Below are 20254 nucleotides of genomic sequence, written 5' to 3'. Positions count from 1 at the left end.
CGCGCAGGCGCGATGATCATCGTGTTCGTGATTTTCCTTGGCACGCTGCACGTCATCCATCGGCGTCCGGCTGAGCAGCCAGTATCCGACGCTCCCTCTGCCTCCACTCCCGATGACCTCTCGGCCGAGCTGCTCCGCTGCGCCGAGCTTGGACCCCAGGATGCCGAAGATCCGCACTGCCAGGCGGTTTGGAAGGAGAACCGCGCGCGCTTCTTCGGCAGGCCGGCGCGGCCACGTCTGCCGCAAGCCGCGCCGGCCACTCAGCCGATGACGGCTGTTCCAAAGGGAGAGAAGCCGTGAACAACGTCGGCGTCATCGACACCTTTCTCAATACTTTCACGACCTACATCGATTCAGGTTTCGGCCTGATCAAGGGCGAGGTCACGTATTTGTCGTCGACGTTGATCGTCATCGACATCACGTTGGCCGGTCTGTTCTGGGCCTGGGGCGCAGACGAAGACATCCTCCAGCGGCTGGTGAAGAAGACACTCTACATCGGCTTCTTTGCCTTCATCATCACCAACTTCACCAAGCTCTCAGGCATCATCTTCAACAGCTTCGCTAGTCTCGGATTGAAGGCCGGCGGCTCGTCGATCTCGACCGCGGACTTCCTGCGGCCCGGCCGGCTTGCGCAGGTCGGCCTCGACGCTGGGCAACCGCTGCTCGACGCAGCAAGCCAGATGATGGGGTTCACCAGCTTCTTTGCCAACTTCGTCCAGATCGCGGTGCTGATGGTGTCTTGGCTCCTGGTGCTGATCGCCTTCTTCATTCTTGCGGTGCAGCTCTTCGTCACGCTGATCGAGTTCAAGCTGACGACGCTCGCCGGCTTCATCCTCATTCCGTTCGCGCTCTTCAACAAGACCGCCTTTCTCGCGGAGAAGGTGCTGGGCAATGTCGTTGCCTCCGGCGTGAAGGTCATGGTGCTCGCCGTCATCGTCGGCATCGGCACCGGGCTCTTTTCCCAGTTCACCACCGCCTATGCCGGCGGCCAGCCGACGATCGAGCAGGCGCTCTCTGTCGTGCTCGCGGCGCTCGCTATGCTGGGCCTCGGCATCTTCGGGCCGGGCATCGCGACCGGGCTTGTTTCCGGCGCGCCGCAGCTTGGTGTGGGCGCTACCGTCGGCACGGGTCTGGCTGTTGCCGGTACAGCGATGGTCGGCGGCGCGGCGCTCGGTTTGGCCGGAAGGGGAGCGATGGCAGCCAGCTCTGGTGCTGCGGCTGCCGCGCGTGGCGGTGCGGCGATGGCGGGCGGCATGTCCTCCGCCTACAGCCTCGCATCAGCCGGTCGGTCCGGCGCCGGCGGCGTCGCGTCCGGTCTCGGCGGTGCAGGCCGTGCGGCGGCTAGTCACGCGGCAGCTCCCGTTAGACGCGCCGCTGCGCAAGCGGCAGGGACAATGACGGAGAGCTTCACTTCTGGCGCCCGTGCCGGCGTCGCCAACACGGGTGGCTCCTCGACGATGGGGACCATTCGGAGCGGCGAGGCCGCAAACGATGGAGCCGCATCTCAAGTGCGGAGCGAGAGCGGTCCGCCCGCCTGGGCCCAGCGCGTCAAGCGCAATCAGACCGTCATTCACGGCGCTCAGACCGCCGCGCAAGCCCTCAAATCCGGCGACAGCCACGGCGGCGGCCACGCCGTCGACCTCTCGGGAGGAGAATAATCAATGTCAGTCTTCCGGCGATCGTCGGTCCGCTACGGCCGCACACCCGATCCCGAAACGCCGTACCAGCGCGCAGCGCAAGTTTGGGACGAGCGCATCGGCTCCGCCCGTGTGCAGGCCAAGAACTGGCGGCTGATGGCCTTCGGTTCGCTGATCCTCGCTTCTGGCCTCGCCGGCGGGCTCGTCTGGCAATCTACCCACGGCACCGTCGTTCCCTGGGTGGTGCAGGTCGACAAGCTCGGCGAGGCGCAAGCTGTTGCGCCTGCCACCGCCGACTACAGGCCGAACGACCCGCAGATTGCCTGGTATCTCGCCCATTTCATCCAGATTGTGCGCTCGCTTCCGGCCGACCCGATCATCGTGCGGCACAACTGGCTGCAGGCTTATGATTTCACGACGACGGCGGGCGCGGCGGCGCTGAACGACTACGCCCGCGCCAATGACCCCTTCGCCAATCTCGGCAAGCAGCAGGTCGCCATCGACGTCTCCAGCCTCATCCGCGCCTCGCCCGACAGTTTTCGCGTGGCCTGGATCGAGCGCCGCTATCAAGACGGGGCACTCGCCGGAACCACACGTTGGACCGCGATCCTCACCATCGCAATTCAGCCACCCACGGACGCCGATCGGCTGCGCAAGAATCCACTCGGCATCTACGTCAACGCCATCAACTGGTCAAAGGAGCTGGGACAATGACCCCGCCGATTTTATTGAAAGCCGGCGATCCGGCTTCACGTTTCTTGATCGTTCATCAAAACCGGAAAGCCGGCGATACGTGCTTCCGTAAATCCGCCTTCGCGGCTCTGCTGACGGTCGCATCAGTGCTTGGTGGCTGCGCGCACAATTTCATCCCGCCCGACATCAACTACGATAGCGCTGAGCCCGCGACGCTTACCACTGATCCGCCAGCTCCCGTCCAGATCGTGGAATTGCCAAAGCCCCTGCCGCTGCCTGGGCAGTTGAAACCACTTGCCGCGGGCAAACGCGTCGCGGAAGCCGCTGATCCGAAGGTCCGCGTCAAGCAGGCCAACGCCGCGGCGCGGGTACAGCCGGTCCGCACCGGCTTCATCAACGCGGTGCAGGTCTATCCCTTCTCTGGCGGAGCCCTTTACCAAGTCTACGCGGCGCCCGGCCAGATCACCGATGTCGCCCTGCAGGAAGGCGAACAACTCGTTGGCTCCGGGCCGGTAGCCGCTGGCGACACAGTGCGCTGGATCATCGGCGATACCGAGAGTGGCGTGGGCGCGACCAAGAAAATCCACATTCTGGTCAAGCCGACGCGACCGGAACTGGTCACGAATCTCGTGATCAACACCGACCGGCGGACCTATCTCCTCGAACTCCGGTCAACGGAGAAGACCTACATGGCCTCGGTCTCCTGGCAGTATCCTGAAGACCAACTGATTGCGCTTCGGCGCCAGAATGCGGCGGCTGAAACCGCAGCGCCCATTGCGGCCGGCGTCGATCTCGCCTCGATCAACTTCCGCTACTCAATTGAGGGCGACGATCCGGCTTGGCGTCCACTGCGCGCCTTCGACGACGGTAACAAGGTTTACATCGAGTTTCCGAGTGGGATCGTTCAAGGCGAAATGCCGCCGCTGTTCGTCATCGGTCCGGCCGGCGGCTCTGAACTCGTGAACTATCGCGCCAACCGCAACTACTACATCGTCGACCGCCTGTTCGCCGCCGCCGAATTGCGTCTTGGCGACAAGGACAGCGAGCGGCGCGTGCGCATCGTCCGCACCGACGGAAGGCCGCGCGCATGGCGATAGATGGCGAAGACGAACATCAGCGCGAGATTCCGCCCGTCGCGCCACCGGACCTCCGGCTTCGAGGCGAGCGGCCCCGTGTCACGCGGCTCTCGCGCAAGGTTCTGATCGGCCTCGGCGCAGTGTCGGCCCTCGCCGTCGCGGGCGCGCTCGGCTACGCACTGCAGACTGGGAACAAGCAACAGGCCGGCCAAGAGTTGCTCAGCACCCAGAACAGGCCTTCGGCCGACGGCCTCGCCGCCTTGCCGAAAGACTATACCGGTCTGCCGCGCCAGGCGCCGCCGCTCGGGCCACCGCTGCCCGGCGATCTCGGCAAGCCGATCCTCAACGCCGGAGCTGCACCGAACACCGTGGCAGCGACGTCAGACCCGGAGACGCAGCACAAATCCCAGGAAATCGAGGCAGCGCGGGTAAGCCGCCTCTTCGCCCAAACCGCTCAGCAACCGCAGAGTGTCGGCCAAGTCATCCCGAATGCCGCGGCCGGCATAGTGGCGGCTCCAGCCGCGACACCGCCCGTCGACGCCGGGTCCGCCCAGAACATGCAGGACCGCAAGACGGCCTTCCTTACCGCTGCGACGGACAAGCGCACAGTCAGTCCGGACCGGCTCGAGGCGAGCTATGGCTGATTTTGGGTGACGCGGCCTGATCAGGCGGCGTGGCTTTCAGTGTTCGGAATGACTTCGATTCCGTCGATGAACTTTACACCGGCGATGACTTTCGGCAACTGGTTCGTGCTCTTCAATCGCCGCCAGGTCTTCGATGCGGCGTCGATGAGCTTGAACACCATCAGCTTCGCAGTTTGTTGCGACAGCGATCCCTTGGTCCGCACCGTTCGGTGGCGCACCGTGGCGAAGACGCTCTCGATCGGGTTCGAGCTGCGTAGGTGGATCCAGTGCTCAGCAGGGAAGTCGAAGAAGGCGAGCAGCGCATGGCGATCCTTGATCAGGCACTCCACCGCACGTCCGTATTTGACGTGGTATTTCTCGACGAAGACGTCGATCGCGGTTTCAGCTTCGGCCCGGTGTGGGGCCAGATAGATGTTCCGCAGGTCGTTCTTCATGGGGCCCTGCACGGATTTGGCGACCTTGTCGAGTACGTTGCTCACTTTATGGCACCAGCATCGTTGGTGCCGCGTGCCGGGAAAGGCCTCGTCCAGTGCCTTCCAGAAGCCGAGGGCGCCGTCGCCGATGGCGAGTTGCGGGGCAATCCGTAACCCGCGTTGCCGCAGGTCGATCAGGAGTTCGCGCCAGCTCTGCGCGCTCTCGCGCACGCCGACCTGGAAGCCGATCAGCTCCTTCTTGCCTTCCGGCGTGGTGCCAATCAGCACCAGCATGCATTCGCTGTGATCTTCCATGCGGGCCTGCAGGTACACGCCATCGGCCCAGATGTAGACATAGCGACGCGCCGACAGATCGCGTCTCTGCCAGCGTTCGTACTCGACCTGCCAATCGGCCTTCAGGCCGGCGATCACCGAAGGCGACAGGTTCGGCGCATCCTTGCCGAGCAGCGCCGAGAGCGCCTCCTGGAAGTCGCCGGTCGAGATGCCGCGCAAATAGAGGACCGGGATCAAGGCATCCAGGCTCTTCGTCCGCCGCGCCCATAGCGGCAGGATTGCCGAACTGAAGCGGAGGCGGTCGCCTGGCCCGCTCGCTCCGCGGTCGCGGACCTTGGGACGAGCGACCTCCACCGGACCGATGCCGGTCGCAATCTCGCGCACCGGACCGTGCCCATGTCGGACCAGGCGCGCTCGACCGTCGGGCAGCGTCAGATTGGCCGTGCTGGCCAGAAACGCGCCAACCTCGATCTCGATCGCCCTGGCAAGCAGGTCCCGCGCGCCGGCTCGAACGATATCGGTCAGTGGATCATCAACCGCGGACGGCTGACGGAAAGCAAGAACATTGGTAGTCTCGGTCATGGCGTATCGCTCTCCTCGAGAGGTTCTGGCAGGCTCGTCACCCGCCTCGATACGCCGCCTTCCTCACACCGTCATCACCCAGATTCCGCCATAGCTCCTCGAGGCCAAGGCCTCACCTTACGTCGTGCAGGCTGGCACCGTGATCCCGGCCGCGCTCATCACGGGCATTAGGTCCGATCTGCCTGGCCAAGTCACTGCTCAGATCACGGAGGCGGTCTGGGACAGCCCGTCCGGAAAATATCTTCTGATTCCGCAGGGTGCGAAACTGATAGGCCAGTACGACAGTTCCGTTGCGTTCGGCCAGTCCCGCATCGTCTGGACTCGCATCATTATGCCGGACGGCAACTCGATCGTGCTGGAGTGCCAGCCTGGCGCTGACACTGGTGGTTATGCTGGACTCGAGGACGAGGTCGACAACCACTGGGGTATGCTGTTCAAGGCCGCCGCTCTCTCGACCATGCTCAGCGTCGGAGCGGAGGCGGGGACGAGCCAAAATGAGAACAACCTCGTTCAAGCGATCCGTAGCGGTGCGTCCAACAGTATCAGCCAGACCGGCCAACAGATCGTGCAGCGCCAGCTCAACATCCAGCCGACGCTGACCATCCGGCCAGGTTTCCCGGTGCGGGTTATCGTCACGCGGGATTTGGTATTGGCTCCGTACGGAAAGGGGCGAACGCCATGACGAAGCTCAAGCTCGGGCCGCTTGAAGACGACAAGCCGGTCAAGCTCACGATCGAGCTGCCGGCGGCGGTTTTCAGGGACCTCAAGAGCTACGCCGAGATTTTAACGCGTAGCGGAGGCGCGACGACGCCGGCCGAGCCTGCCAAATTAATCGCGCCGATGATCGAGCGTTTCATGGCAACCGACCGCGCCTTTGCGAAGGCGCGGCGAAATGCTACTCAGCCAGCACTTGGGGCAGCGGAAAGATCCGGATAGCGTTCGCGGAGCAGGTCGAGGAAAGGACGCAACGACGGATTGCTGTTGGCCTGCCGCCAGTAAGCGCGGAAACTCAGCCGCGTTGGCCCCTCGGCATCATGCACCTCGCGGAAGGTGACACCCGGATAGGTCGCGCCAGTCGCACCTTCCAATGCCAGTAGGACACCCCAGCCCGCACCGACCAAGGTGAGAAGCCGGTCGAGCGCCACATCATGGCGAAGCACCGGGCAGGGATCGGAAGCTCCCATTTTGCTGACGAGCAGCTTGTGGAATTCCGGTCCCGGGCCGTGCTGTGATAATAACAGCGTTTCGTGCCTCAGTTCGCCCCAATGAACCACATTGCGGGCTGTCAGCGGATGGTTCTCAGGAAGAGCGACGACGAGACGTTCGCTCCAGACCAACAGTGATCTGTCGCTCCACCTTGGATTGGGCTCTGCCACAAAAGCGATGTCAATGGTGGAACCGAAGAGGTCCGAGATCAGATGGTCTCTCGCTCCGTCCACCAGATGTGTATCGACATCGGGGAAGCGGTGCCGGTGGTCGATAAGGGTAGCCCGAAGATTGCCGGCTGAGAGCGAAGCGTGGATGCCGATCGTCAATCGACCGCTCTCGCCACGCGAGCGGGTCTTGATGCGGCTCGCCATGGCTTCCGTGTCAACGACGATACGCCGGGCGGCATCGAGGAATTCCTGGCCTTCGATGGTCGGCCGTGTGCCACCATTGGTGCGCTCAAAGAGCGTGCTGCCCAACCCATATTCGAGATCTCGCAAGCAGCGGCTGAGAGTCGATTGCTTGATTTTTAACGTCTCTGCCGCTTGACGCAGGCTTCGGTGCTCCGATGCAACGATCGCCCAGCGTAGATCTCGAAGTTCCACTGGCACTGTTGGAGCCCTATGGTGAGTTGCCGATGACCAAAGCTCTACCTGAGTGGGTCATTCCATTTGCTTACGTTGCTTCAGCGCTCCTTCACTTCAGGCCTCAAGACATTGTCGGTCAACGTGTGCCATCACAGGTGCCAAGATCAGCTTTCGTGGGGGAGTACAGCTAGTACCCGGAATCAGAGCTGAGTGATACGGCGGCCTTTGAAACGGCGTTGACGGACCTTTTTCTTGGTCCAGACGAAGGGCTCGGCTCTGTCGTTGTATGCGTTGACGTAGGCATCGATGTGTTCCTGAAGCTGCTTGAGGCTCGTGAAGGAGGTGCCGCTGAGCGACTGCCCCTGCAAGATGGAAAACCATACTTCGACCTGATTGAGCCATGACGCACTTGTCGGCGTGAAATGAAATTGCACGTTGGGGTGGGCCTTGAGCCAGTCCTCGTTCTTTTTATGGGTGTTGAGGTTGTCGAGGATGACGTGAAGCTTGCGGTTCGGAAAAGCCGCGGTGACGCTGTTCATGAAATCGAGAAACTCGACGCGGCGCCGGCGTTTTGAATGGGTCGCGATGATCTTTCCGGTGGCGACTTCGAGCGCCGCAAACAATGTTGTGGTGCCATGCCGCTTGTAATCGTGGCTTTGGCCGGTCAAGGCGCGGCCATCGGGCAACTTCAGATAACCCTGCGCTCGCTCCAAAGCCTGGATCGAGGGCTTCTCGTCCACGCACAGCACAATGGCCTTCGCCGGCGGCGCGACATAGAGGCCGACAACATCGGCGGCTTTGGCCGTAAAGTTCGGGTCGTTGCTCTCGCACCAGGACTTGCGAGCCACCAGGTCAATCTTGTGGCTGCGCAGGAACCGCCAGACATATTGGACATCGACATCGCCCAGCGCCTCGGCCAGCAGGGGGCCGGTCCAGCGCGCAAACCCTTGCGGTGGCGGCTTATCCAGCAGCTTCAGAATCCGCTTGTCGGTCGTCTTCGTATAGATCGGCTGCTTGCCAGGCCGCGGCTTGTCTTGCAGCCCTTCAAGGCCATGGTCGGCATAGCGATGCCGCCAAAGGCTGACAATCCGCGGCTGGACCCCAACTTCCTTGGCGATCGACCGGGTGCTGCGCCCATCCGCCGCCAACAGAACTATCCGCGCCCGCTTCAAATCGCGCTGCAACGTCACCGGTGAGCGACAGCACGCCTCAAGCACCTTGCGATCTTTCCTCGAAAGGTGGACAGAGCTGGCCCCGGTTGTTTGGACAGCGCCCCGCTGGATTTAAGTGGATTCCTGCCGGGTTATGCTGAACGCGGGGCTTTACGGTTTTGTCGTTGCGTCGGGAGGGCGTAGCCCGACCAGAGCGACGACAAAACCGTCGGCGACGGTCATGCGGCCATCACCATAGCTTGCGTGCCGAAGTAAGCCTCGTCGGGCGTGCGCCCGTCAAGGCTCGAGTGAGGGCGTCCCTGATTGTAGAAGGCCAGATACTTGGCAATTGACGCTCGCGCCTCGGACACGCTGTCGTAGGCGCGGAGATAAACTTCTTCGTATTTGACCGTGCGCCAGAGCCGCTCGACAAACACGTTGTCGCGCCAGGCGCCCTTGCCGTCCATGCTGATGGCGATCTTCGCGTCCAGCAGCACATCGGTGAACTCGAGGCTGGTGAACTGGCTGCCCTGATCCGTGTTGAAAATCTCGGGCCTGCCGTGCTTCGCCAACGCCTCCTGGACCGCTTCGACGCAGAAGGCCGCCTCCATTGTGATCGAGACGCGATGGGCCAGGACCCGTCGGCTGAACACATCGACGACCGCCGCGAGATAGACGAAGCCACGCCGCATCGGAATGTAGGTGATGTCCATTGCCCACGCATGGTCGGGCCGCTCGATCTTCAATCCGCGCAACAGGTACGGGTAGATCTTGTGACCCGGAGCCGGCTTGCTCGTGTTCGGGCGACGATAGACCGCCTCGATCCGCATGCGCTTCATCAGCGTCGCGATGTGGCGGCGACCGGCGTATACGCCCTCCCGCCGCAGCAACGATCGCAGCATACGCGCTCCCGCGAAGGGATAATCGAGATGCAGCTCATCGAGCCGACGCATCAAGGCAAGGTCCTCGGCCGAAACTGGCCGAGGTTCATAGTAGACCGTGCTGCGAGCCAGCTTCAGGACCTTCGCCTGGCGCACGATAGAAAGATCATGATCGCGGTCGATCATCGCTTTGCGCTCAGCAGGCCCGCCTTGGTGAGCGCGCCGGACAAAAAATCGTTTTCCAACGCCAGCTCGCCGATCTTGGCATGTAACGCCTTCAAATCGACCGGCGTCTCGGCCGATGTCTTGTCATGCCCAAACACGCCGGCGGCGCCTTCCAGGAGCTGGTTTTTCCAGATCGTGATCTGGTTCGGATGAACATCAAACAGCTGCGCCAGCTCCGCCAGTGTCTTGTCGCCTTTGACCGCAGCCAAAGCAACCTTCGCCTTGAATGCCGGAGAATGCGTCCGGCGGCTCTTCTTCGTCATCTTCGCTCCTGATTCGCAGCAAGAATCCTCGCCGCTGTCAGGCAGAAAATCCACTCAAGCTACTGTCCGAATTTGCGGGGCCAGCTCTGACCTCTCTTGCTTCGGGTATCATCCCGACCTTGAATCACGACTCACGTTCCAAGAAAAGTGGGTACTAGGATGAGGTCACTCCATCTTGAGGGGGCGGTTCTGCGGTTGTGACGTGGATATCGTCGCTCCGTAGCGGAGCGCGGTCGCGAACCGCGTGCTGCGTCACTTTGCCGTTTAAAGTTCGAGCTACGGCAACAACGACATATTGGAGTTGACCGAAGACGGCACCGGTAACTCGAATGATACTTACGTTCGAGGGTTGCTTGCTGGTCGATCAGTTCCCAGAAACGATCGAAACCTCTCGGATTGAGGATTGGCCATGATGTCGTGCGGCGCGCCATGTTCCACGATCACGCCACCGTCCATGAAGATGACGCGATCGGCAACCTCTCGGGCGAAGCCCATCTCATGCGTGACCACGATCATCGTCATGCCTTCGTTGGCCAATTCCCGCATGACGCGGAGCACTTCGCCGACGAGCTCGGGGTCGAGGGCCGATGTCGCTTCGTCAAAGAGCATAACAGCCGGGCGCATCGCGAGAGCGCGGGCGATTGCCACGCGCTGCTGCTGGCCGCCGGAGAGGCGGGCGGGATATTGGTCGGGCTTGTCGGCCAAGCCGACCTTCTCGAGCAACTCCAGCGCCTGCTTCCTCGCCTCAGTCTTGTCTCGGTGTTGGACCGACACGGGCCCCATCATGACGTTCTGTAGGACGGTCCGATGCGGGAACAGATTGAAGCTTTGAAAGACCATGCCGACATGCTCACGGTTCTTCGCAACCACCTTCTCATCAAGCATGCGGCGACGGCCTTCGCTGTCGCTCCAATAGCCGACCGGTGCGCCATCCACTGTGATGGTGCCGTCCTCGAATGTCTCAAGGAAGTTGACGCAGCGCAGCATGGTGGACTTGCCCGATCCGCTCGGGCCCAGAACGACTACGACTTCACCGCGCCGGACATCGAAAGAAACGCCGTTCAGGACACGATGCGTCCCGAAGGATTTCACGAGGCCATTCACCGACACGACGATGGGTGATTCAGCGGAGATGGTCATGGGCACCCTCAGTGATCGAAGGAGAGTTTCCGCTCGCAATAGTTCGCGAGCAACGAAATGGGGTAGCAGATCAAAAAGTAGATCAGCATGACACCCAGGAAGATTTGGAAAGCCGCGAGTGTTCTCTCTACGACCTCGCGAGCCGCAAAGGAGAGTTCCCAGGCTCCGACGACCGAGGCGTAAGAGGTCTGCTTGATCGCCATAAGCGAGATGTTGAGGATCGGCGCAATCGAGAGACGGGCTGCCTGAGGGAGGACGACCTCACGGAGCATCGTCAGCCGCCGCATGCCAAGGCTCTTAGCTGCTGCGATCTGACCGGTCGGCACGGCTGCGATGGCGCCGCGCACTGCCTCGGTGACGAAGGCGCCGACATAGAAGATCATCGATATCATGACCGCGGCGTAGGCGCTGAGACGGATCCCAAATGCCGGGAAAGTGTAGAAGCCGAGAAACATCACGACCAATACCGGGATGCCGCGAAACACGAAGACGTAGGACGTGACGATCGTCCGGAGGATCGGTCCGCCGCCGCTCGCGATTGTTCCAACGACCGCGCCAAGAAACGTGCCGGCTATGACGACGACGAAGGCAAGCCAAAGCGTCACCAGAGCCCCCTGCAACAGGTAGGGCAGATTTGCGAGAAGGACGGATATGCTCATCCGAGCCTCCGCGCGAAGCGCATCTCGCTGATCCGAAACCCGACGCCGATGACGGAAGTCAGGATCAGATAGAGCGCTGCAACGAGGATGAAGACTTCGAAGGATGCCCCTGATCTTTCGATGATGACCTTGCCCGATAGCGTCAGGTCGAGCACACCGATCGCAGATACGAGAGACGTGTCCTTCACAAGGACGATCAGTTGGTTCGAGACGGGTGCCATGACCTTGATAACGGCCTGCGGAAGAACGATCTGGCGAAAAACCGCCCAACGACGCATGCCGATCGCCTGTCCTGCCTCCCACTGCTTGGTGCCCACGGCCGCGATGCCGCTGCGAATGAGCTCAGACAAAAAGGCTGCGTGCTGAAGTGCGACGGCGAGGACACCGCAGGTGATCTCACCCCAGAAGATTCCCACGAGTGGCAGGCCGAAGAAGAGGAGGTACATCTGGACGAGGAGCGGTGTATTCCTCATCACCTCGACATAGGCTCGTACAAGAGCGCTGGGTAGCCGCCAGCCGGCGACGCGAGGAACAGTGAGAAGAACGCCGATAGCGAGAGCCGTCGGTGCCGCGAGCGCCGCGACAGCGATGGTAACGAGCATCCCGTTCCAGAGTTGCGGAAGGTAGCGGACGGCGAAGTTGCCAAACTGTGACCAATCCATCACCCGTCCTCTCTGCGCAGTCGATCAGTTATTGTTGAGGTACCACTTCGCATTCTTCGGCTTTTCGCCGAACCACTTCTCGTAGGTCGCGCTGTACTCGGCGAAGAGATAGCCGCCGGTCATCTCGGACACGACGAGGTCGAGGTACTGCCAAAGTCTGAAGTCGCCAGGCTTCATAAAGAGGCCTGTGTTGACGACATCGGTCAGGCGAGTTTCCATCACGCGCATGTCCGGGTTGGACTTGACATACCAGGCGGCGACGGGAGCATCGAGCTGAGCGGCCTGGGCTCGGCCAAGCTTCACAGAGTTGAATTGCGAGGCGATGCCGTCAAAGGTCTGGAGCTTGGCCTGCGGGAAGAGGCGCTTGGCGCGCTCCTCCTGGGTCGGCGTGGTCAGATTGGCGATGGTGACGTTCGGCTTGTTCAAATCGTCGAGCGTCTTGAAGGGCGCATCCTTGCGGACGATGAGGACGATGCCGCCATCGATATAGTTGCGGGTGAACGCGACCCGCTGCGCGCGGTCGGCGTAGATGGTTGTCGTCTGCGCGCCAAAGTCGATCGTGCCGTTCTGGGCATTGGGCCAGCGCTGGGCTGCGCTCTGGCGAATGAACTCGACCTTGTTGGGATCACCGAAAGTCGCTTTGGCGATCAGCCGGGCAACATCGATGTCGAAGCCGACCAGCTCCCCCTTCTCGTCGACGAAGCCGAGAGGAGGTGACTCGCTCGACACGCCGACGACCAGCTTGCCCCGTGCCAGGATTTCATCCAGCCTGGACTTCTCCTGAGCGTGGCTCGCCCCGGCCGCGAGCGCGAACCCGCAGAATGCCGCAACCAGACCGGTGACGAACCGCAGTCCATAGCTTCGCATGTCCATGCTCCATTGGTTGTTAGAAGATGTGGCCTTTGCTCAACGACTAGCGCTCGACTTGCCGCGGCGAAAGAACACGGCTCCTGACGGAGCACGTTAGAAATAGTTACGCTGCCAACGTTTTAGAGGCGGCAATTGAGGGCCGCTCGCTCCAGGGCCGCCAATGCAGCGGCAACGATAGGGCGCCGGGATGTGCCCTTGGGAACGGCGCTGAATATGTGTCTGTGTAAGGCGGGCGCAATGGGAAGAACGCGAAAGTCGGGATCCTTGTCGAGGGGTTGCACCGCAAGACCGGGCAGGACTGTTACGAATTGTCCGGTGCGTACCATCTCAAGGGTGGCAGAAATATTACGAGCGCTGCAGCCAATTTTCATTTCGAATCCGGCAGCCAAGCACGCGTTAGTCAAGTTCTGCTGATAGGCGACCGCCGTTTGGTTGATAGCCCACTTCTCGTTCGAGAGATCCTTGAGCTCTATGCTTGTCAAGTCGGCCTTCGCGAAGCGGTGGTCTGACGAAAGGATCGCATTCAAGGCGTCGACATAGAGGGGATGGAATTCGAGGGCCTGTTGGTACGCACTTGCATCGGCATAATCGTCGACAATTGCGATATCGACCTGCTTGGCGACAGTTGCCTTGAGGCCCTCGGTCGGCTCGAGTTCGACGAAGCTTGCATCGATCAGGGGGTGTGTCTTGTGGAGATAGCCCAAGGCTCTTGGAACGATGCTGGTCGCGACACTCCCGAATGCGGCAAGTCGTAGTTCGCCCGCAGGAGGTCCGTCCTTCTCGTCGAGTTCGGCTTCGATGCGCTCTGCCAGTTGCAGCAGCGGCGTGACGCGATCCAGGAGTTGCTGCCCTTTGGTTGTCAGGCGCAGCCCTCCTGCCGAACGCTCGAAAAGTACCGCTCCCGCCTCGCGTTCGAGCAGCGCCAACTGTTGAGACACGGCCGGCCGTGTTTGGCCGAGCGCTCGTGCCACCGCCGAGATCGTGCCGAGCTCGGAAAGCTCATGAAAGAGACGTAGTCGTGAAAGACTGAGGGCCAAACTCGCATATCTCCAAAGAACCAGAGAGTAAGAATTTCTTTCGCCTCGCGTCAATTGGACTGGTCTTCCGGGGCCGGTCGAACCGGCCCAAAACCGCCCGCATCACCCCTGTGATCGCGATCATCGCGAAGATGAGGCCGCGATCGCCGAGTTTTGACCGGCCTATTGGCCAATATCGCGAGGATTTATCGATGCCGACGATCGCCTTCTTGGGTGTTGGCCGCATGGGTTCACATATGGCGCGTCGGCTTGCCGAAGCCGGACATAAGGTGCGGGCCTTCGATCCCAACGCGCCGGCCGTCGCCAAGCTTGCCTCGGCTGGCGTGGAAGCTGCCGCAAGCCCCAAGGCCGCTGCCGCCGGAGCCGATTTTATTCTGGCGAGCCTCCCTTCTCCAGTGGCCCTGAGGGCGGCAGTAACCGGTGAGGACGGGATCCTCGCCGCTGCGAAGAAGGGCGCGACTGTGGTCGATTTCAGTACGGTAGACCCCGCGACCACCAAGGCGGTCGCTGCGATCTGCGACAAAGCCGGGATCAACTATCTCGATGCGCCCGTCAGCGGCGGCGTCGCCGGCGCAGAAAATGGCAAGCTCCTGATCATGATCGGGGGCGACCAGACCGTGCTGGATGCGACACGCCCTGTGCTTGAGACGCTGGCTGGCAAGATCATTCATTGCGGTCCAGTCGGTTCCGGACAACTTATGAAGTTGAGCCACAACCTGTTGACCGCGATCAACACGGTAGCACTCGGCGAGGTGCTGGCAGCTAGCGTGAAGTCCGGCGCGAAGCTCGACGTGTTGCTTGAGGTTCTCGGCGGAGGTCTCGCCGGCAGCAAGATGCTGGATTGGCTCGGCAAGACGCTCTTTACGCAGGAACGGCCAGCCTTCTTCGCGCTCGACCTGATGCACAAGGACATCTCGCTCGCACTCGACGAGTTCACGGCTTCACCGATGTATCTCGGGCAGCTCGTTCGCCAGATCTACAATACCGCCCGCGCGGACGGTCTGGGCGGAAAGGATTCCACTAGCGTCTCGGAGGTCTACGAGCGACTGCTCAAGGTCAATCTCCGTCGGCCCGCAGCATGATTTCGAAGAACAGGAACGAAAAAATGAGAGCGCAACTCGCCACCACCAGCTACGATTCCGAACTGACGTTGCCCCGCTCTGGGCTGCTTGGCAACTTCATCGGCGGAAAGTGGATCAAGCCGGTCTCGGGCCGCACGATGGCAGTCGAGAATCCCTGCCGACGCGATACCATCGCCATGGTCGGGGCTGCGGACAAGCAAGACGTCGATGCCGCAGTCGCGGCGGCCAAGGCGGCCTTTCCGAACTGGCGCCGCATGGCGGCACGGGCCCGCGGCGCGCTTTTGACTGAACTCGGCAATCGCGTATCGGCGCATGCCGAAGAGATCGCCAAGGTCCTCGCGGCCGAGACGGGTAACGCGCTGCGCACGCAAAGCCGACCTGAGGTCGCGAGCACTGCCGAGGTCCTGCGCTACTACGGCGGCGTGGTATCCGAGCAGAAGGGCGAGACGTTGCCGCTCGGCCCGGGGATATTCAGCTACACTACGCGAGAGCCGCTTGGCGTCGTCGGCGCGATCATCCCCTGGAATTCGCCCCTCGTACTCGCAGCCGTGAAGATCGGCATGGCGCTCGGCACCGGTAACACGCTGGTTCTGAAACCTGCCGAGGACGCGCCGCTAGCGGTCATCAAGGTCGCGGAACTTGCAGCCGACATCTTCTCAGCCGGCGTCTTCAATGTCGTCACCGGAACGGGCATCGAGGCCGGTGCGCCGCTTTCGAACCATCCCGACGTGTCGAAGATCTCGTTCACAGGCTCGGTCGAGGTGGGAAAGCTCGTGGCGCATGCCGCCGCCGACCGCATTGCGAAGGTCACCCTTGAGCTCGGCGGCAAGAGCCCCTGCGTCGTCTATCCAGATGCGGCGACGCCCGAGCAACTCGATACCTGCGCGACAAACGTCATCAATGCCATGCGCTTCGCGCGCCAAGGGCAGTCCTGCACGGCGGGCTCGCGGCTCTTCATCCACCGGGACGTATTCGAGCCGGTGATTGCAAAGGTTGTCGAGAAGCTGAAGGCCATGAAAGTCGGCGACGCGCTCGACGAGGCCTCCGACATCGGCGCGATCATCAACGCCGAGCGCTACGGAGAGGTTTGCGCTTTTATCCGCGAGGCCGTCGATCGTGGCGCGAAGGTGGAGATTGGCCAGGTCCCAGCTCCCGCCAACGACACCGACGGCTTCATGCCGGGCCCCGTCGTGCTGACGGGCGTCGACAATAGCTGGCGAGTTGTGCGCGAAGAGGTCTTCGGGCCTGTCCTGGTTGCGATCCCCTGGACGAACGAAGACGAGATGATCGGCTGGGCGAACGACACCCATTACGGTCTCGCCGCCTACATCTTCACGAACGACATCACCACCGCCCTGCGCGCAGCGGAGCGAATCGATGCAGGCTGGCTCCAGATCAACCGTGCCGGCGGTCAGATCCCGGGCATGTCCTACGGCGGCGCCAAACAGAGCGGCATCGGCGCCGAATATTCCATCGAAGGCGCCCTCGAGAGCTACACCTATCGCAAGAGCGTGACCGTCACGGTGTGAGCCGACAGACAGGCCAAGAGGTCGCCATGGTTATGCTCTTAACCGAAGACTCCACGGGTCCGGACTCCCTTCTGGCCATGGCGGGCGAGCGGTTCGATCGTCTGATGACGATTGAATCCCGTCCTCTTTCGGGCGGGCTTCCACCGGGTCTCGTCGTTCCGATGTACGAGATCTGCCGTCGTCATCACGGCGAGCCGTTGTCCACGTTGGCAGCCAGGGCACTCATGTCGCGCGTCGTCTACGGAGACAACGTCATCGTGGCGACAGGTGCCGGCGTTCCGCCCAAACTCCCGCAGGGCGAAACCGACGGACCGCCAGGCGCCGCTGTCCTTGCACGGGCCATAGCTCTCGGTCTTGGCGCCCAGGTCACAATTGTTTCGGAGGAGGCTCATTCTAAGCCGGTGGAGGCCTGCGCCGCGCTCGTTGGATCTTCTACCGCAAGGCCAATCAAGGTGGAGACTATCCCGCCTCATCCTAAGTATGGGCCCAAGGCCGTCGAGGCGCTGATGGCGCGATACCAGCCATCGGCAATCGTCTTCGTCGAACTCGACGGCCCCAACCCCGATGGTCTTTTCCACGGTGTCCGGGGCGACCGTCGCCCTGCAGGCACGATGGCGCATCTTCATTTGCTCGCGGAGGCCGGACGCGCGGCGAAGCGCTTGACGATAGGAATTGGCGACGGCGGTAACGAGGTCGGCTTCGGTGCGGTGCGGACCGCGCTTGCCGCGTTCCATCCCAACAGCTTCGTTGTCACGGCAGTCGAGACAGACGTGGTCGTCAGCGCTGCGATATCGAACTGGGGCGCGTACGCCGTTTGCGCCGGACTTGCTGTCGGAATAGGCAGTCCCGACCTGCTACATAACGATGCTCTCGAAGGGGATCTGATCAGAGCCTGCGTTAGTGCGGGCGCTCGTGATGGCGCTACGGCAAGCACCGAACCTCTCGTTGACGGTGTCCCTGAGAGCGGTCATCGGGGCTTTGTCAGTCTACTCCAAAGCATCGTTGCAAGTTCGTCAAGCGAACCTGGTCCGGAGTCACCATCGCGTCAGCGATCTCGTGAGGTGACGTCGTGACGCCGAGCTACGACTTCGCTGTTGGGCCCGACTTCATCGGTCTCGTACCGGGCTTGAAGCATCGAGAATGTCTCGCGTGGCGTATTCGCGCGGCAAGACGCTTTCGCCGAATGCTCCTGACAAGAACGCCCATTTCATCGCGCGTCGCCGGTCACCTTGGCTCCCTGGTTGTCCGCATCGCCAAGTCACACTGGTTCTAGGAGAAGATGATGACAGCCGTCGCCTCGGAGTCGAAAACGCAATCCCCGAAGCCCACAGATCGCTTCGGCAATCCCATCGATCCCATTGTCGGCTTTGCGCGTGGTACCATCATCCGATCCAGTGTCGACGAAGCGCGTCGCCTTCGGCACGGACAGGCCGTAGCGGCCGATCGTGTCCGCAAGCTCGGCCCGCATTCCATCGGTGTGTTCACGGGAAATCAGCGAGACTTTCCGCTCAAGCCGGAGGATCTTACGACACTGTGCGAGGAATGGGTCGGCCCGGGCCTCTTCGCCGAAGACCTCAGAGTGGCCGCGATCACTCACCTCGGTGGCGAGGACGGGGATGGCGTCGCTGTATTCAATCGCACCAGCGCGGGAATCATTGCCACCATCGTCGCTCATGCCGCCGGCAGCCCCGTGATTTCGGTCGTCCCTCCGGGCGGGCGATCGCACGCTTCGGTGATCCGAGGCTGTTCCATCGCCCGGGTGGAACTCGTCGAAATCGGGGGCGATCGCGACTGGCAGGCAGCTCTGACCAAGGCGAAACCCAACCTCGTCGTCGTCACCACCGTAACGAGCGCCCTCGAGCTTCTGGACGACACCGTGACCTCGGCTGTCGTCAAAGCCTCCCACGCGGTCGGCGCTATTGCGTTCGTGGATGATGCTTATGGCGCCCGTCTGCGTCCTGTGCTCCACGGCGGTAAGCCGGGCCTCGCCCTCGGCGCCGATCTCGCGATTACCAATTGCGACAAGGCGGGTCTCGCCGGACCGCGCGCAGGCGTCCTTGCCGGCCGCCCCAATCTTGTCACGGCGGCGTCAGCTAAGGGCGCTGAATTCGGGATGGAGGCACGCGCGCCGATCGCGGCTGGCGCCATGCGGTCTCTCCAGGCTTTTCGGCCCGAGGACCTGCGGGAGGAGGCTCGCTCCGGACAGGCGCTCGCTGTCGCACTCGCCGAGAAGCTGGGTCGCGACCTCGTGGTTGTCAGCGATCTCGGACCAATGGTCGACGAGCAAGATGTGCTCGCCGTTGTCCTGCGGCGCGCCGGCCGTTCCGCCGAAGGCCTCGGGCTCGTTCCCTGCGAGGTCTCCACTGCGCTCGGCATGGTCCTCCTGCGCGACGCCGGAATCCTCACGGTCAACACCCACGGACAGCCTGGGGCGCGTGTGTCGCTGCGCCTGAAGCCGACACTCGACGCGATCGGGAGAGTTGGCGGCCAGGATGCCGTCGTCGCCGCCGTCGATACTGCACTCGATCATCTCGCCTCGCGGATCGACGATGTCTCCGCAATCTCACAGCTCGTTCTCGGAGACCAGGCATGAGTAACGCCAACACTGCCTTTGCGGGCATGGATGACCGGCTCGACCGACTGGTCAATCTCGATCTCGGGGGCCGAGGCGTCGAACATCTTTACGAGGCGGCTCGCGCGCGGCAAGGCGGTGCCCTGTGCGGCGCGGCCGCCGAGGCGCTCGCCGCTATCCCGGTGGGGGCGACGGTCGTGGTGACGACGGGCTCCGTCTCGCGGGCCTGGATTTCGCCCACTATCGGCGAGAACGACGGGCCTGCCGGCGCCGCCGCGGTCGTGCGAGCGCTTGCCCTATCCAAGCGAGCGACCTGTGTCGTTGTCGCGGAGGAGACCCTGCTCGACGGCACCGCCAAGATCCTTACCAGCGCCGGCCTGTCGGTGCTCCCCTACGAGCAGGCGCGGATTGCGAGCGGCGACGGAAGCCTCGCGGTCGCCAGCACGCGCTCCTTTCCCGTGACGGACGCCGAGGCGAAGGCCGCCTCCGCCGCCTTGCTCGATGAATTAAAGCCTGCCTTGGTCTTCTCAACGGAGCGGGTCGGCCGTAACGCCGACGGCATCTATTGCTCGATGCGCGGCATCGACTACGGCATGGGGCGGGCCCGGATTGACTACTTGTTCGACGAGGCGCTCGCCCGCGGGATTCCTAGCGTCTGCGTGGGCGACGGGGGCAATGAGATAGGCATGGGGGTCGTCACCGACGCCGTGCGGCGTCATGTGAAGTTCGGCGACGCGCGACCGGAAGGCGGTGCCGGCATCGGAGCGGTGACTGGCACCGATGTCCTAGTCACCGCAGCCTGCTCGAACTGGGGTTGCTACGCCATCCTGGGGGCGCTTGCGGCCCGTCTGAAGAGGCCCGACCTCCTCCATGGGCCAAAAATGGAGGAACACCTGCTGCGTCGCGGTGTCGACATCGGCTTGATCAACTCAGTCGGCAACGTCGTCGATGCTGACGTGGATGGGATTCCTCTCCAGACGCATGTCGCGATGACCGACCTGATCTCCGCGGTCGTTCGACCAGCGTTGCGCTGAAAACAGAGAGGCGCCCA

20 protein-coding genes and 2 pseudogenes are annotated in these 20254 nt (G+C 62.4%); 12 read left to right on the top strand and 10 right to left on the bottom strand.

Translation table 11 applies throughout. The features are described 5' to 3' along the window. Nucleotides 1-12: 12 nt before the first annotated feature. The 5 genes and pseudogenes from trbK-alt to ACFLEY_RS33265 form a co-directional block, all read left to right on the top strand. Nucleotides 13-300, top strand: a complete 288-nt coding sequence (gene trbK-alt / locus ACFLEY_RS33285) for a putative entry exclusion protein TrbK-alt (RefSeq protein WP_249163293.1) — start codon at nt 13-15, stop codon at nt 298-300. Beyond that, complete coding sequence (gene trbL / locus ACFLEY_RS33280; RefSeq protein WP_060910544.1) at nt 297-1658, top strand: P-type conjugative transfer protein TrbL; 1362 nt, start codon at nt 297-299, stop codon at nt 1656-1658. The genes trbK-alt and trbL overlap by 4 nt, the downstream gene beginning before the upstream one ends. Before the next feature lie 3 nt (nt 1659-1661). Next, complete coding sequence (trbF, locus tag ACFLEY_RS33275; RefSeq protein WP_060910545.1) at nt 1662-2351, top strand: conjugal transfer protein TrbF; 690 nt, start codon at nt 1662-1664, stop codon at nt 2349-2351. Further along, the gene (gene trbG / locus ACFLEY_RS33270; RefSeq protein ID WP_211434196.1) at nt 2348-3427 is read left to right on the top strand and encodes a P-type conjugative transfer protein TrbG; all 1080 of its coding nucleotides are present in this window, start codon (nt 2348-2350) and stop codon (nt 3425-3427) included. The genes trbF and trbG overlap by 4 nt, the downstream gene beginning before the upstream one ends. Next, nucleotides 3418-4038: pseudogene (locus ACFLEY_RS33265) on the top strand (conjugal transfer protein TraI); the annotation flags it as partial. The gene trbG and the pseudogene ACFLEY_RS33265, both read left to right, overlap by 10 nt. A gap of 32 nt (nt 4039-4070) precedes the next feature. On the opposite strand, the gene ACFLEY_RS33260 reads toward ACFLEY_RS33265, so the two are convergent. Continuing rightward, entirely contained in the window at nt 4071-5339 is a 1269-nt protein-coding gene (locus ACFLEY_RS33260) for an IS256 family transposase (protein ID WP_038952271.1), read from the bottom strand. Between the two features lie 97 nt (nt 5340-5436). Between ACFLEY_RS33260 and ACFLEY_RS33255 the strand changes: the two are divergent. Together ACFLEY_RS33255 and ACFLEY_RS33250 are read left to right on the top strand one after the other, a co-directional pair. Further along, nucleotides 5437-6021, top strand: a pseudogene (locus ACFLEY_RS33255) (TrbI/VirB10 family protein); the annotation flags it as partial. Then, complete coding sequence (locus tag ACFLEY_RS33250) at nt 6018-6275, top strand: DUF2274 domain-containing protein (RefSeq protein WP_060910548.1); 258 nt, start codon at nt 6018-6020, stop codon at nt 6273-6275. The pseudogene ACFLEY_RS33255 and the gene ACFLEY_RS33250, both read left to right, overlap by 4 nt. Here ACFLEY_RS33250 and ACFLEY_RS33245 read toward each other — a convergent pair. From ACFLEY_RS33245 to ACFLEY_RS33210, 8 genes are all read right to left on the bottom strand, one after another. Continuing rightward, a complete protein-coding gene (locus ACFLEY_RS33245) occupies nt 6239-7150 on the bottom strand; it encodes a LysR substrate-binding domain-containing protein (protein WP_396604306.1) in 912 nt (303 codons plus the stop codon). The two genes, ACFLEY_RS33250 and ACFLEY_RS33245, sit on opposite strands and share 37 nt — an antisense overlap. A gap of 182 nt (nt 7151-7332) precedes the next feature. Continuing rightward, nucleotides 7333-8415, bottom strand: coding sequence for an IS630-like element ISRj1 family transposase (locus ACFLEY_RS33240; RefSeq protein ID WP_396604988.1), 1083 nt, complete (start codon nt 8413-8415; stop codon nt 7333-7335). A 107-nt stretch (nt 8416-8522) separates the two neighbouring features. After that, a protein-coding gene (locus ACFLEY_RS33235) for an IS3-like element ISRj2 family transposase (protein WP_085967151.1) occupies nt 8523-9652 on the bottom strand; the annotation gives its coding sequence in 2 pieces (ribosomal slippage) (nt 8523-9400 and nt 9400-9652; 1131 coding nt in all). A 336-nt stretch (nt 9653-9988) separates the two neighbouring features. After that, entirely contained in the window at nt 9989-10792 is an 804-nt protein-coding gene (locus ACFLEY_RS33230; RefSeq protein WP_211434291.1) for an amino acid ABC transporter ATP-binding protein, read from the bottom strand. Nucleotides 10793-10800: 8 nt separating this feature from the next. After that, nucleotides 10801-11451, bottom strand: coding sequence for an amino acid ABC transporter permease (locus tag ACFLEY_RS33225; RefSeq protein ID WP_060910551.1), 651 nt, complete (start codon nt 11449-11451; stop codon nt 10801-10803). Further along, nucleotides 11448-12113 (bottom strand): amino acid ABC transporter permease, encoded by a 666-nt coding sequence (locus ACFLEY_RS33220; protein WP_060910552.1) that lies wholly within the window; start codon nt 12111-12113, stop codon nt 11448-11450. Before ACFLEY_RS33220 ends, ACFLEY_RS33225 begins: the two co-directional genes overlap by 4 nt. A gap of 24 nt (nt 12114-12137) precedes the next feature. Then, nucleotides 12138-12980, bottom strand: coding sequence for a transporter substrate-binding domain-containing protein (locus ACFLEY_RS33215; RefSeq protein ID WP_249163386.1), 843 nt, complete (start codon nt 12978-12980; stop codon nt 12138-12140). Nucleotides 12981-13102: 122 nt separating this feature from the next. Continuing rightward, nucleotides 13103-14020 (bottom strand): LysR family transcriptional regulator, encoded by a 918-nt coding sequence (locus ACFLEY_RS33210; RefSeq protein ID WP_060910554.1) that lies wholly within the window; start codon nt 14018-14020, stop codon nt 13103-13105. A gap of 110 nt (nt 14021-14130) precedes the next feature. Here ACFLEY_RS33210 and ACFLEY_RS33205 point away from each other — a divergent pair, with 110 nt between their 5' ends. From ACFLEY_RS33205 to ACFLEY_RS33195, 3 genes are read left to right on the top strand one after another with little or no spacing between them, the layout of a single operon-like run. Then, complete coding sequence (locus ACFLEY_RS33205) at nt 14131-15102, top strand: NAD(P)-dependent oxidoreductase (RefSeq protein ID WP_082755982.1); 972 nt, start codon at nt 14131-14133, stop codon at nt 15100-15102. Nucleotides 15103-15125: 23 nt separating this feature from the next. Beyond that, complete coding sequence (locus ACFLEY_RS33200) at nt 15126-16631, top strand: aldehyde dehydrogenase family protein (protein ID WP_249163387.1); 1506 nt, start codon at nt 15126-15128, stop codon at nt 16629-16631. Between the two features lie 26 nt (nt 16632-16657). After that, entirely contained in the window at nt 16658-17704 is a 1047-nt protein-coding gene (locus tag ACFLEY_RS33195) for a glutamate cyclase domain-containing protein (RefSeq protein WP_129557514.1), read from the top strand. 185 nt (nt 17705-17889) lie between these two features. On the opposite strand, the gene ACFLEY_RS33190 is transcribed toward ACFLEY_RS33195, so the two are convergent. Then, nucleotides 17890-18306 (bottom strand): hypothetical protein, encoded by a 417-nt coding sequence (locus ACFLEY_RS33190; RefSeq protein WP_249163388.1) that lies wholly within the window; start codon nt 18304-18306, stop codon nt 17890-17892. Nucleotides 18307-18390: 84 nt separating this feature from the next. On the opposite strand from ACFLEY_RS33190, the gene ACFLEY_RS33185 reads away from it, so the two are divergent. After that, nucleotides 18391-19224 carry a hypothetical protein gene (locus ACFLEY_RS33185; RefSeq protein ID WP_249163389.1) on the top strand — a complete coding sequence of 278 codons (834 nt, stop codon included), beginning with the start codon at nt 18391-18393 and terminating at the stop codon, nt 19222-19224. Beyond that, a complete protein-coding gene (locus ACFLEY_RS33180; protein ID WP_060910556.1) occupies nt 19221-20237 on the top strand; it encodes a glutamate cyclase domain-containing protein in 1017 nt (338 codons plus the stop codon). The genes ACFLEY_RS33185 and ACFLEY_RS33180 overlap by 4 nt, the downstream gene beginning before the upstream one ends. Nucleotides 20238-20254 lie beyond the last annotated feature (17 nt).

It is taken from the genome of Bradyrhizobium sp. YCK136 (genome assembly GCF_044570075.1).
Lineage (GTDB): Bacteria > Pseudomonadota > Alphaproteobacteria > Rhizobiales > Xanthobacteraceae > Bradyrhizobium > Bradyrhizobium diazoefficiens.
This window is presented reverse-complemented; position numbering and strand designations above follow the sequence as displayed.

Excerpts from the sequence above, each read along its gene's own strand:
- ACFLEY_RS33190 (WP_249163388.1), bottom strand. The coding sequence starts at position 18,306 with ATGAGCGACGATGGTGGCAATGATTCCCGCGCTGGTGCGATTGAATAC.
- ACFLEY_RS33195 (WP_129557514.1), top strand. The coding sequence starts at position 16,658 with ATGGTTATGCTCTTAACCGAAGACTCCACGGGTCCGGACTCCCTTCTG.
- trbK-alt (WP_249163293.1), top strand. The coding sequence starts at position 13 with ATGATCATCGTGTTCGTGATTTTCCTTGGCACGCTGCACGTCATCCAT.
- ACFLEY_RS33200 (WP_249163387.1), top strand. The coding sequence starts at position 15,126 with ATGAGAGCGCAACTCGCCACCACCAGCTACGATTCCGAACTGACGTTG.
- ACFLEY_RS33220 (WP_060910552.1), bottom strand. The coding sequence starts at position 12,113 with ATGGATTGGTCACAGTTTGGCAACTTCGCCGTCCGCTACCTTCCGCAA.
- ACFLEY_RS33250 (WP_060910548.1), top strand. The coding sequence starts at position 6,018 with ATGACGAAGCTCAAGCTCGGGCCGCTTGAAGACGACAAGCCGGTCAAG.
- ACFLEY_RS33180 (WP_060910556.1), top strand. The coding sequence starts at position 19,221 with ATGAGTAACGCCAACACTGCCTTTGCGGGCATGGATGACCGGCTCGAC.
- ACFLEY_RS33260 (WP_038952271.1), bottom strand. The coding sequence starts at position 5,339 with ATGACCGAGACTACCAATGTTCTTGCTTTCCGTCAGCCGTCCGCGGTT.
- trbF (WP_060910545.1), top strand. The coding sequence starts at position 1,662 with ATGTCAGTCTTCCGGCGATCGTCGGTCCGCTACGGCCGCACACCCGAT.
- ACFLEY_RS33230 (WP_211434291.1), bottom strand. The coding sequence starts at position 10,792 with ATGACCATCTCCGCTGAATCACCCATCGTCGTGTCGGTGAATGGCCTC.
- ACFLEY_RS33215 (WP_249163386.1), bottom strand. The coding sequence starts at position 12,980 with ATGCGAAGCTATGGACTGCGGTTCGTCACCGGTCTGGTTGCGGCATTC.
- ACFLEY_RS33225 (WP_060910551.1), bottom strand. The coding sequence starts at position 11,451 with ATGAGCATATCCGTCCTTCTCGCAAATCTGCCCTACCTGTTGCAGGGG.
- trbG (WP_211434196.1), top strand. The coding sequence starts at position 2,348 with ATGACCCCGCCGATTTTATTGAAAGCCGGCGATCCGGCTTCACGTTTC.